The sequence below is a fragment of the Spirosoma pomorum genome, assembly GCF_054776615.1.
This window is the reverse complement of record NZ_BAAHBP010000001.1, coordinates 61,104-72,393: the sequence shown is the minus strand read 5'-3', so window position 1 is coordinate 72,393 and position 11,290 is coordinate 61,104. Positions and strand designations below refer to the sequence as shown.

Sequence of the window (11,290 nt, the reverse complement as noted above, 5' to 3'; positions counted from 1 at the left end):
TACTGATGAATCGTGTACCGAACGAATAAATAGTATAATATTTTCGGAGAAACCATAAAAAATAAGGCGAAGGGAGTCATTGGCAGGTAGAAATATCTGTCAAGGCCTTTATATTTGCTGAGGATATTCAATACAATCCGAATAAAAAGAGATAACTCACCCGTACATCATGGCAAAGTCGAAGTTAGAGTACATTTGGCTCGATGGGTATAAGCCCACGCAAAGCCTGCGTTCTAAAACTAAAATCGAAGACGATTTCTCTGGGGCACTTGAAGACTGTCCTATGTGGTCGTTTGACGGTTCGTCAACCGAACAGGCTCCAGGTGGCGCATCTGACTGCTTGTTGAAACCTGTTTTTATCTGCCCTGATCCGCAGCGTAAAAACGCGTTTCTGGTTATGTGTGAAGTTCTTAACTCGGATGGTACGGCTCACCCAACAAATGGTCGGGCTACTATCGAGGATGATGATAACGATTTCTGGTTTGGTTTCGAACAGGAGTACTTCTTGTGGGATATGGAAATCGACAAGCCACTTGGTTTCCCGGCTGAAGGTTTCCCAAGTCGTCCACAAGGTCCTTATTACTGCTCGGTTGGCGCTCAGAACGCCTTTGGCCGAAATATTGTAGAAGAGCACCTCGACGTTTGTCTCGATGCTGGTCTGAATGTTGAAGGGATCAACGCTGAAGTGGCCGCTGGTCAATGGGAATTCCAGATTTTCGCTAAAGGTGCTAAAGAAGCTGGCGATCAGATCTGGGTTGCGCGCTACCTGCTGGAGCGTATCGGTGAGTCGTACGACGTATCGATCAACTGGCACTGCAAACCACTGGGCGACACCGATTGGAACGGCTCGGGTATGCACGCTAACTTCTCGAACACGGCATTGCGTACGGCTGGTAATAAAGCAACCTACGACACAATCTGCCAGGCATTTGGCAGCTCGCCCGATGTTATTAAAGCCCACATCGATGTATACGGTGCCGATAACGAAATGCGCCTGACGGGTAAGCACGAAACCCAGTCGATCGATCAGTTCTCGTACGGTGTGTCTGACCGCGGTGCTTCGATCCGTATCCCAATCGCTACGGTAGAGCGCGGCTGGAAAGGCTGGCTGGAAGATCGTCGTCCAAACTCGGCGGCTGATCCGTACAAAGTAGCAGCCCAGATTATCAAAACTGTCAAATCGGCTGACGTCGCTCAAGAAGTCGCTTAAGCGAGTTACTGTTACTATAGAAAAGCCTGTCTGCGTTATTGTAGACAGGCTTTTCCTTTTTTGAGGTCGTCGAGAGTTCATCATCACCCTGAAAGTCGGGCCTGTTGGTGCGTCCATGCGCCACACGATTTCTGTCGCTGATTAAGGAATAAGCCGTAGCTTTGCCGTATGGCAAACTACAAGAACGCAGGATTTGATCCTAAAGAAGTAAACGAGCTGAAGGAAGAATGCCGTCAGGAAGGACAGTCGTTTATTTACGTTGAAGATGACGACCTGGACGTACTCGAATCGGGCGAATGTGTTCATATTCAGTTCCCTGGAACCTATGAAGGGCAGGAAGTTATTTATGACGCTCTGGTTTATACCCTACGTTTACACCACAGCAGCCTGGTGTATGAAATGGCGCTGGAACAAGTTCGGAAAACCTTCCCAACCTACGTACCACCCGAAGATCGGGAGCCCGGTTATACCATTTCTCCTGAATTAGAAGAGGAAGCGGAGACCGCACTAACCGAAATCATCGAAGAAATCGAAGAAACTGAAACCGTCAAAGTAAAGGAAAACATTGACGTAGACGCCGATTTCGAATACGGCATCAGTCTGGATGTGTGCATTAACGTAGAAGAAATCACGGACGACGTAGTAGAAGAGTTCGTTCAGGGTTTTACGAACAACACATTGTCGCTGGACGATACGTTGTATTCGTTCACGAGCGAAGACGAAGAAAATTAGAACCGGTCCGTCCGGAAGAGTTTACCAAACGTTCGGTGGGGCAGCCTGTCGGACGTTTGATTATTTTAGCCCCATGCAACCACTGGATTCACTTAATCAGGTAGCGGAATTTCACCGTACCTTTCATGCCCCCGTTCTCGATACACCACAGATTCCGGGCGAAGCGCGCTGTCAGTTGCGGGTTTCGCTGCTGGCCGAAGAACTGGACGAACTACGGGACGCCATTGCCGAGAAGGATATTGTTGCGGTAGCGGATGCCCTCTGCGATTTACAATATGTACTGTCCGGCGCGGTACTTGAGTTCGGCCTGGGAGACAAGTTCAAAACCTTATTCGACGAAGTGCAGCGGTCGAACATGAGCAAAGCCTGCCTGACCGTAGCCGATGCTGAAGCAACGGTAGCGCAGTATCAGGCGAAGGGAGTTCCTTGTCATTACGTCGAATCGGACGGCAAATACCTTGTCTACCGCGACGCTGACCATAAAACGCTGAAAAGCGTTAACTACTCACCCGCTGATTTAGCCGGCATACTGGAATAATGGGGTATCGGCCAGAATTACTTCATTGCTTTCTTATCAAATGCAACACTATCAGTTTACCGCAGTCGATCGCTTCCTGCGATACGTACAGATTGATACGCAGTCGGATCCACAGTCGATAACGAACCCCAGTACCGAAAAACAAAAAGACCTGAGCCGAGTGCTGGTGCAGGAGCTGATTGACATGGGGATTGACGATGCCGAAATGGACGAATGGGGCTACGTGTACGCAACCCTGCCAGCCAATACGGAAAAAACGAACGTTCCCACGATCTGTTTCTGCTCCCACGTCGATACGTCGCCAGACGTAACGGGGGCGGGGGTGAAGCCGATTATTCATTCCCAGTGGGATGGAAGCGATATTGTTCTTCCGGACGATCCGGCGCAAGTCATCCGCGTTGCCGATCATCCCGATCTACGGGAGCAACTGGGCAACGATATTATTACGGCCAGCGGCACAACGCTGTTGGGTGCCGACAACAAGGCCGGTGTTGCCGAGATTATGGACGCGGCTCATTATCTGGTAACGCATCCGGAGGTAAAGCACGGGAAAATCCGATTGCTGTTCACCCCTGATGAGGAAGTAGGCCGGGGAACCGAAAAGGTTAACATCGAAAAGCTGGCCGCCGACTTTGGCTATACCATCGACGGCGAAGCGCTGGGAACGCTGGAAGATGAAACCTTCTCGGCTGATGGCGTAACGATCACGATTCAGGGCGTCAGCACGCATCCCGGTTTTGCCAAAGGCAAGCTGGAAAACGCTATCAAGATTGCGGCTGATCTGCTGGCACTGCTGCCCAAAAACGCTATTTCTCCCGAAACGACCGATCAGAAGGACGGCTTTATTCACCCGACCCGACTGGAAGGCAATCAGGACCAGGCGGTGCTGGACTTCATTATCCGTGACTTCAACGAAGGTGGTCTCCAGGAGAAGGAAACGTATCTGGAAAACCAACTCAACGACGTGCTGAAAAATTACCCCGGTTCGTCGGCGCAGTTCGCCGTTAAAGAGCAGTACCGGAATATGAAAGAAATACTGGATCAGCATCCGGCGGTGGTCGATAACGCGCTGGAAGCGATACGTCGATCAGGGCTGAACGCCGAACGGCGTAGCATCCGGGGCGGGACGGATGGCTCTCGGTTGTCGTTTATGGGCTTGCCTTGTCCCAATATCTTTGCGGGTGAGCACGCCTTTCACTCGCGGCTCGAATGGGTATCGGTACAGGACATGCAGAAAGCCGTGGAGGTGATTGTCAACGTAGCGCAGGTCTGGGAAGAGCGTAGCTAACGGGCAGCAGGCGTTTGATGGTTGTACTGAACAATCTATCGGTTGACTAGGTTGAATGGCAAACTAATCTCAACGCGTATGGAAAGCCAACTTGAACTGGATACACCCGTAGGAACGGGTCTGTCGTCGCCGTATGATGTCACTGCAGACGTTGCTGGACTGAAAACGTTGTTTGTTAATGTATTCTTTATTGGTGAACCGGGTATAGGAAATCCCTGGGTACTGGTCGATGCTGGTTTCTTTGGCTACGCTGACTCAATCCGGAAAAAAGCGGAAGAATTGTTTGGGCCCGGCGCACGCCCCGATGCCATTGTGCTGACGCATGGGCACGCTGACCACGTTGGTAGCCTGAAGACGCTCCTGGAAACTTGGGACGTACCAGTCTACGCCCATCCGCTTGAACTGCCTTACTTACAGGGAAAATCAAGTTATCCGCCACCAGATCCAGGTATTGGTGGGGGCGGTATGGCCTATATGTCCTGGGTATTCCCGATCGGACCGACGGATTTTGGGGATAAAATTAAAGCAATTGCCGACAATGGACGAATTCCGGAACTGCCTGACTGGCGGGTAGTTCATACGCCGGGACACGCACCGGGCCATGTCTCGCTGTTCCGGGATCGGGACCGTACGCTCATTGCCGGTGACGCCTTTGTAACAACGAACCAAAATGAAGTTACAGCCGTTGCCACACAGCGCGAAGAGTTTCACGGACCACCGGCTTACTTTACCTGCGATTGGGAAGCGGCCCAGAAATCGGTCGAACTGCTAAATAACCTGAATCCCAAAGCCGCAGGTACAGGGCACGGCGTATCCGTGCGGGGACTTGACCTCGAATTAGGTTTGAACAGGCTGGCGCATGACTTCAAGAAGTTATCTATTCCATCGGAGGGGCGTTACGTAAAACAGCCAGCGATAACCGACGAAACGGGCATCGTAGATATGCCAACGCCAACGTCCTATAACGTAGCGAGGGCTATTGGTGCAGGTGTGGTCCTGGGTTTGGTAGCCTTTTTCTTCTTGTCTAATAAGCGATAAAGACCGAATAACAAGAAATGCAGAAGCGGGTTCGACACTAAACGTCGAACCCGCTTCTGCGTTAGCAACGTATGATTGTCAGTAAAAGACAGATGAGCGAAGCTGGTCAGAAATCATCTGATCAGACGAATAGTCTTTACTTTTGCGGAAAAATAAATGGTATGGGGGCGAAGAAACCTAAATTTTACGTTGTCTGGAAAGGTCGGGAAGCGGGTGTGTTTGATTCCTGGGCCGACTGTCAGCGGCAGACGGCGGGTTTCGACGGAGCGTTGTTTAAAGCCTTTGATAGTAAGCCTGCCGCTCTTAAAGCATTCAAAGAAAAACCACACCTGCACATTGGACAGGGACCTAAACCCGTTGGCAAGCAGGGGAAACTGTCGGAGCTGGTTGGGCAGCCCATCGAAGACAGTCTGGTCGTCGATGCGGCCTGGAATACAGCTACCGGCGACATGGAGTACCAGGGCATTTATCTGGCCACCCGGCAAAAACTCTTTCTGAAAGGGCCGTACGCCGACGGGACCAATAACATCGGTGAGTTTCTGGCGATCGTTCATGCGCTGGCATTGCTACACCAGAAGAACAGCAATATTCCCATCTATTCCGATTCGCGTACGGCGATCAGTTGGGTGAAGAATAAGCGGGCGAATACAAAACTGGAAGAAACGGGACGTAACGCCGAGCTGTTCGATTTGATCGAACGGGCTGAAAACTGGTTGAAAACGCACCGGTTTGCCAACCCGGTGTTGAAGTGGGAAACGACTGTCTGGGGCGAAAACCCGGCGGATTTTGGCAGAAAATAATGTTTCGGTTTAAGCAATTTACCATTCAGCAGGATCGCACGGCGATGAAAGTATGCACTGATGCCTGCGTACTGGGCGCCTGGTCGGGCCTGGCTGATATCCCCAATGTCCGAATTCTTGACATCGGTACCGGAACGGGCTTGCTGGCGCTGATGGCCGCCCAACGTAACGCAACAGCGTTGATTGATGCTGTTGAGATCGACCCGGTCGCAGCCGGGCAGGCCACGGAAAATGTAGCCGCCAGTCCGTTTGCTGATCGAGTAACGGTAAGTAACGCCCGCATCCAAGACTTTGAACCAGCGCAGCGCTACGATCACATTCTGACCAATCCGCCTTTTTACACCAATCACCTACGTTCTCCGAATGCCGCCGTGAATCGGGCGTTGCACACCGACGAGTTATCTTTCTCCGACTTGCTGACGGCCGTCAATCGGTTATTGAAACCCGGTGGGCAATGGTGGGTTTTACTCCCTCCCTACGAAGCGGGTCAATTAGCCAAACTAGCCCGATCGTACAACTTGTTACCCGTTCGGAGGCTGGCCTTGCAGCATCATGAACAGAAACCGGTTTTTCGGATACTTACTGGCTTCGCTTACAAACAGAATACCTGTCAGGACGAAACGTTGGCGGTTTACGAACTTGACGGTCGGACGTATACGAACGCTTTCCAGCATTTACTCCGTGATTTTTACCTGATATTCTGAATACCTTTGTGCTTGGCCTGCCGTTACTCATCCAGAAATTGCGTAACCTGGGGAACTGGTAATACACTCCATGACTGAATCAATTCAATTAACCGTTCTGATCCCACTCTACAACGAAGACGAATCGTTGCCTGAACTGCACGATTGGATTGTGCGGGTGGTGACGGAACAGAACTATACATATGAAATCCTGTTCGTGGACGACGGTAGTACCGACGATTCCTGGAACGTAATTGAAAGCTTGTCGGAACGTAATCCGCACGTTCGGGGGATTCGGTTCACCCGCAACTACGGCAAGACGACGGCACTGCAAACCGGTTTTCAGGCCTGCCGCGGTAAGGTGGTTATCACGATGGACGCTGACCTGCAGGACAGCCCTGATGAAATTCCCGAGTTGTACCGCATGATCGCAGAGGACAAGTATGATCTGGTGTCGGGCTGGAAACAGAAACGTTACGATCCGCTAACGAAGACGCTGCCGACCAAGCTGTTCAACGCCGTATCACGCTGGATTTCGGGCGTACAATTACACGATTTCAACTGCGGCCTGAAGGCGTATCGGCAAAAGGTGGTTAAAACCATCGCGCCATCACTCTACGGCGATATGCACCGAAATCTGCCTATCGTAGCCAACTGGAATGGATTTAGCAAAATTGGCGAGAAGATCGTGCAGCACCGCGCCCGCAAGTACGGGACGACGAAGTTCGGACTGGAACGCTTTGTGAACGGCTTTCTGGATGTACTGGTCATTGGGTTCGTCCATCGGTTCAGTAAGCGGCCCATGCACTTCTTCGGCACGCTCGGCACGCTGTCGTTTTTTATTGGATCCGTACTGGCTGTTTGGCTGATCATTGAAAAGCTGATCAATATTTCGCAGGGCGTCAAGTTCAGAAACGCGACTGACAACCCTCTGTTTTTCTTTGGCCTGGTTGCCATCATTCTGGGTGTTCAACTTTTCCTGGCAGGCTTCATCGGTGAGATGCTGGTTCGGCAAAGTATGCACCACTCGGGCGAACACCAGATTGCCGAGCGGATTGGCTTTTCGGGGTCCGTGTCCGTTTAAGCGAAAAAATACTTGGTGTGATTTTTGGATTGTATATTTACAACCATTCCGTTTTTTCTGCTGTGTTTCTAGAGACAGAGCGGCAGAAAAAACGGAATCGTTATTTCATCTGTCATTGACTGGATTATTCCAGGTTTTTCTTTTACTTGTATGCAAGCTTTTTCCGAGCCGACTCAATCTGACAAAATGGCAAAGACTCCATCTAAAGCACACCCCTGGCACGGCATCTCTCCGGGCGAATTTGCGCCCGATGTTATTACAGCGTTTATTGAAATTGTACCAACCGATACGGTAAAATACGAAATTGATAAGGAAACCGGCTATCTGAAAATTGACCGGCCGCAGCAGTACTCAAACATTATCCCAGCGCTGTACGGGTTTGTGCCACGTACGTTCTGTGGAGACCGGATTGCGAAACTGGCATCGGAGCGGGCTGGACGGACGATTGCTGAAGGAGACGGCGATCCTCTGGATATCTGCGTACTGACCGAGCGGGAAATTACTCATGGCGACATCCTGTTGCAGGCTATTCCTATTGGTGGTTTTCGCCTAATCGACAAAGGCGAAGCTGACGATAAGATCATTGCCGTTCTGAAGGGGGATGCGATGTTCGGTCATTTTCGCGAACTGGCTGATTTGCCAGAAGGAGTCGTAAAACGCCTGCGTCACTACTTCCTGACCTATAAAACGTTGCCCGATGAGCCAGCTGTAATGGAACTGGCAGCGATCTACGGCCGCGAAGAAGCTTGTGATGTCATCAGAGCATCGATGGAGGATTACGACGCGATGCCTCGTTAATAAGATACTGACAATTAATACAAACGACCTGGCCCAGCCGGGTCGTTTTGCTATACGACCATTTATCCGGTCATTGGCGCACTTAACATTTATCGAACCCAATTGCCCCGGTTCTGACGTAAATTTGTTTACCGTGTATTGATACATCCAAGTTTTGTGATTCATGCGACAGTTTTTTAAATACGTTCTGGCCACGCTGGTTGGCTTAGTGTTGTTTTCGGTCATTGGGTTTATTCTAATGATTGGATTTAGTGCGGCTATTTCGTCGACGGCGAATCGGTCTACACAGGTAAAAACGAATTCGGTACTGAAGATTGATCTGGACGATCCAATTGAAGAGCGCGGCAGTGAAAATCCGTTTGCTGGGTTTGGTGCCTTTAGTGGACCAAATAACACAATCGGTCTGGTCGAGATAAAAAAGGCGCTTTTGAAAGCAAAAACGGATGATAATATCCAGGGAATTTATCTGAAGAGTGAGCATCCGCAGGCCGGTTGGGCGTCGGTCGAAGAGATACGTAACGCGCTGATCGATTTCAAACAGTCGAAGAAATTCATTTATTCCTACGCTGAAACGATGGATGAAAAAGGATACTATCTGGCCTCCGTTGCCGATAAAGTATACCTCAACCCCGCAGGCGATATGGAATGGAACGGGCTGGATGCTGAGCTGACGTTCTTTAAAGGAACGCTCGACAAACTGGGACTGAAGCCGGAGATTTTCCGAGTGGGTGAGTTTAAGAGCGCGGTTGAGCCGTTCATTCGTGAAAACATGAGTGAGCCTAACAAACGGCAGGTGACCTCGTTTCTGAACTCCATCAACGATCACATGCTGGTTCGGATCGCGCAAAGCCGTAATCTGCGGGTAGATTCGCTGAAACGGTACGCGGATAATCTGACGATCGAGCAACCCAAAGATGCGCTGCGCACAAAGCTGGTTACGAACGTAGCTTACGAAGATGAGCTGGATGCCTTGCTGCACAAACAGCTGGACGTTGAGGCTAAGAAGAAAATTAACTACGTATCGTTGAAAGATTATCAAGAGGCTGACGATACCAACGAAACGGAAAATACCAGCAAAAATCGAATTGCGGTGATTGTGGCTTCCGGCGACATCGTGTCCGGTAAAGGGGGCGATAATAGCATCGGCTCAGAAACGATCGTAGACGAACTGAAGAAAGCTCGTCTGGATAATAACGTAAAAGCAATTGTTCTGCGGGTTAATTCAGGGGGTGGAAGTGCCTTAGCATCGGACGTAATGTTCCGCGAAGTCCAACTGGCTCGTAAGACGAAACCCGTGATCGGTTCCATGTCAGATTACGCAGCTTCGGGGGGGTATTATATGCTGATGGGCTGTAATAAAATCGTAGCGCAGCCTAACACCATTACGGGGTCTATTGGCGTGTTCTCGTTGCTGTTTAACACCGAAAACTTTTTCAAAGACAAGCTAGGCGTTAGCTTCGATCGGGTGAAAACAAACGAAAACGCTGATTTTCCGGCGCTAACGCACGAAATGACCCCGTTTCAGAAGCAGAAGCTGCAACGTCGGACGGAGCAGATCTACGCGGAGTTTACGAGTAAGGCAGCGGCTGGACGTAAAATTCCCGTCGACAGCATTCTTGCCATTGCCGGTGGCCGGGTATGGACAGGATCGCAGGGGAAAGCCCTTGGCCTGGTCGACCAACTGGGTGGCCTGGATGATGCTGTCAAGCTAGCTGCTCGTTCGGCAAAGCTACAGGAAGGAGATTACCGGCTGAAATACCAGCCTCGCAAAAAGCCATTTATCGAGCAGATCCTTTCTTCGTTCAGTGGCGATGAAGAAACCAAGCTTCAGGCACAAGTTGGCGAATTAGCGCCATACGTAACATATCTGAAAAAGCTTAAGACGTTGGAAGGTATTCAGGCCCGGTTGCCGTTTGAGATGAAAATTCGGTAATTGTAATAGTGGTAAATAAAAGAATGCGAATAATCTGATTAGTAATAGGTTATTGTTTGCTTAGTTAATTGGTGGAGATTCATATCCCGGCAATAGTTGGTTTGTAATCCATTAGGCCTGTGCAGTTTCTGCGCAGGCCTTTTCTTTTTTGGGGAAAGTAATCTCAAACCAATAGCGTCTTGATTGAAGGCAGGATTGGTGAAGATTACGTAGGTCAGATACACAAAAAAGCCGGGATGACGTGTAAATCACATCATCCCGGCTTTGTAGAAATAGAGTCTGCTACCTACTACAGGAATTTTTTGTATTCGCCTTCGGAGATTTTTTCCAGTAAGGCTTCCGCAATCGATTCAGCGCGGTCTTTCCGCGTTGCTGCTGCATCTTTCGATTCTACGCGTACGCTGAAAATGTGGTTGATGTACAGAATGTGCATCGTACCTGTGCTGGCATCCCAAACGGCTTTATCGCCCAAGCCCGTAACAGCCGCAAAACGACCTGTGTTAACAGCTGGCTCAGCCATTGGCGTTGGTAACGAAACCGAATCTCCTTCGGATGATCCGTTTGCCGATGCGTCCGGTTTTGCTTCAGCGCTGGCAGTAGCCGTCTGTTCAGCATTTTCCGTAGCTACGGGTTCTGGCTTTTCAATTGGAGCTTCAGCCACCTTAGGCTTGTTCTGATAGCGAACGTCGAACACGTATTCGGCCCGGAAAATCGATTCGAATGGACGAATACCAACAAACGACAACTCTACTTTATTTCCAGCCCATTCGTAAGAACAACCTTTTCCTTCGTGCCCTTCACCTTCAGTGATGGCAACGTCTTCAGCAACGTTGAAGGTGCTACGGATGTATTCTTCGCCCAGCATGGCGCAGGGCTGGTCATAAAAGCCTTCCGTACTCAGGATTTGAACACCTACTACCCGTTTCGCCAGGTCGGCGCCACCCGTTCCGGCTGCGTCGTTAGCATCATCAGTATTGTTGCTCGTTCCACAGGCCAGAAAAAGGGCGGGTAAAACCAGAAATAGAGTTTTAATTTTCATGATGTATCGTCGAAAACCCAAAATTAGTATTTCATCGAATACAAACTTCGCTGCTTCGGTGTTTAAACACGTTATATTTTGACTAAACTGTATACCGACGTCTAATTTCAGAAGATCGCTAGCGAGTGGGCGTGATACGATACCAAT

11 protein-coding genes are annotated in these 11,290 nt (G+C 49.9%); 10 read left to right on the top strand and 1 reads right to left on the bottom strand.

Features of this window, described 5'->3' with window-relative positions; genetic code table 11:
• The first annotated feature begins 169 nt into the window (after positions 1-169).
• The 10 genes from ACYVAD_RS00325 to sppA all read left to right on the top strand — a co-directional run bounded on the left by ACYVAD_RS00325 (position 170) and on the right by sppA (position 10,104).
• Complete coding sequence (locus tag ACYVAD_RS00325) at positions 170-1,210, top strand: glutamine synthetase beta-grasp domain-containing protein (RefSeq protein ID WP_461137477.1); 1,041 nt, start codon at positions 170-172, stop codon at positions 1,208-1,210.
• A gap of 168 nt (positions 1,211-1,378) precedes the next feature.
• Entirely contained in the window at positions 1,379-1,942 is a 564-nt protein-coding gene (locus ACYVAD_RS00320; protein ID WP_461137476.1) for a hypothetical protein, read from the top strand.
• A gap of 73 nt (positions 1,943-2,015) precedes the next feature.
• Positions 2,016-2,480, top strand: coding sequence for a pyrophosphohydrolase domain-containing protein (locus ACYVAD_RS00315; protein ID WP_461137475.1), 465 nt, complete (start codon positions 2,016-2,018; stop codon positions 2,478-2,480).
• Between the two features lie 40 nt (positions 2,481-2,520).
• Positions 2,521-3,768 (top strand): peptidase T, encoded by a 1,248-nt coding sequence (gene pepT, locus ACYVAD_RS00310; protein WP_461137474.1) that lies wholly within the window; start codon positions 2,521-2,523, stop codon positions 3,766-3,768.
• Between the two features lie 78 nt (positions 3,769-3,846).
• Positions 3,847-4,806 (top strand): MBL fold metallo-hydrolase, encoded by a 960-nt coding sequence (locus ACYVAD_RS00305; RefSeq protein ID WP_461137473.1) that lies wholly within the window; start codon positions 3,847-3,849, stop codon positions 4,804-4,806.
• Positions 4,807-4,967: 161 nt separating this feature from the next.
• Entirely contained in the window at positions 4,968-5,606 is a 639-nt protein-coding gene (locus ACYVAD_RS00300) for a ribonuclease H1 domain-containing protein (protein ID WP_461138497.1), read from the top strand.
• Positions 5,606-6,310 carry a tRNA1(Val) (adenine(37)-N6)-methyltransferase gene (locus tag ACYVAD_RS00295; RefSeq protein ID WP_461137472.1) on the top strand — a complete coding sequence of 235 codons (705 nt, stop codon included), beginning with the start codon at positions 5,606-5,608 and terminating at the stop codon, positions 6,308-6,310. The genes ACYVAD_RS00300 and ACYVAD_RS00295 overlap by 1 nt, the downstream gene beginning before the upstream one ends.
• Before the next feature lie 70 nt (positions 6,311-6,380).
• Positions 6,381-7,373, top strand: coding sequence for a glycosyltransferase family 2 protein (locus ACYVAD_RS00290; protein WP_461137471.1), 993 nt, complete (start codon positions 6,381-6,383; stop codon positions 7,371-7,373).
• A gap of 186 nt (positions 7,374-7,559) precedes the next feature.
• Positions 7,560-8,171, top strand: coding sequence for an inorganic pyrophosphatase (locus ACYVAD_RS00285; RefSeq protein ID WP_461137470.1), 612 nt, complete (start codon positions 7,560-7,562; stop codon positions 8,169-8,171).
• 163 nt (positions 8,172-8,334) lie between these two features.
• Complete coding sequence (gene sppA, locus ACYVAD_RS00280; RefSeq protein ID WP_461137469.1) at positions 8,335-10,104, top strand: signal peptide peptidase SppA; 1,770 nt, start codon at positions 8,335-8,337, stop codon at positions 10,102-10,104.
• A 289-nt stretch (positions 10,105-10,393) separates the two neighbouring features.
• Here the strand turns inward: sppA and ACYVAD_RS00275 are convergent, their stop codons facing one another.
• Positions 10,394-11,143 (bottom strand): hypothetical protein, encoded by a 750-nt coding sequence (locus ACYVAD_RS00275; RefSeq protein WP_461137468.1) that lies wholly within the window; start codon positions 11,141-11,143, stop codon positions 10,394-10,396.
• Positions 11,144-11,290: the final 147 nt, after the last annotated feature.

Excerpts from the sequence above, each read along its gene's own strand:
- ACYVAD_RS00285 (WP_461137470.1), top strand. The coding sequence starts at position 7,560 with ATGGCAAAGACTCCATCTAAAGCACACCCCTGGCACGGCATCTCTCCG.
- ACYVAD_RS00305 (WP_461137473.1), top strand. The coding sequence starts at position 3,847 with ATGGAAAGCCAACTTGAACTGGATACACCCGTAGGAACGGGTCTGTCG.
- ACYVAD_RS00275 (WP_461137468.1), bottom strand. The coding sequence starts at position 11,143 with ATGAAAATTAAAACTCTATTTCTGGTTTTACCCGCCCTTTTTCTGGCC.
- sppA (WP_461137469.1), top strand. The coding sequence starts at position 8,335 with ATGCGACAGTTTTTTAAATACGTTCTGGCCACGCTGGTTGGCTTAGTG.
- ACYVAD_RS00295 (WP_461137472.1), top strand. The coding sequence starts at position 5,606 with ATGTTTCGGTTTAAGCAATTTACCATTCAGCAGGATCGCACGGCGATG.
- ACYVAD_RS00315 (WP_461137475.1), top strand. The coding sequence starts at position 2,016 with ATGCAACCACTGGATTCACTTAATCAGGTAGCGGAATTTCACCGTACC.
- ACYVAD_RS00320 (WP_461137476.1), top strand. The coding sequence starts at position 1,379 with ATGGCAAACTACAAGAACGCAGGATTTGATCCTAAAGAAGTAAACGAG.
- ACYVAD_RS00325 (WP_461137477.1), top strand. The coding sequence starts at position 170 with ATGGCAAAGTCGAAGTTAGAGTACATTTGGCTCGATGGGTATAAGCCC.
- pepT (WP_461137474.1), top strand. The coding sequence starts at position 2,521 with ATGCAACACTATCAGTTTACCGCAGTCGATCGCTTCCTGCGATACGTA.
- ACYVAD_RS00300 (WP_461138497.1), top strand. The coding sequence starts at position 4,968 with ATGGGGGCGAAGAAACCTAAATTTTACGTTGTCTGGAAAGGTCGGGAA.
- ACYVAD_RS00290 (WP_461137471.1), top strand. The coding sequence starts at position 6,381 with ATGACTGAATCAATTCAATTAACCGTTCTGATCCCACTCTACAACGAA.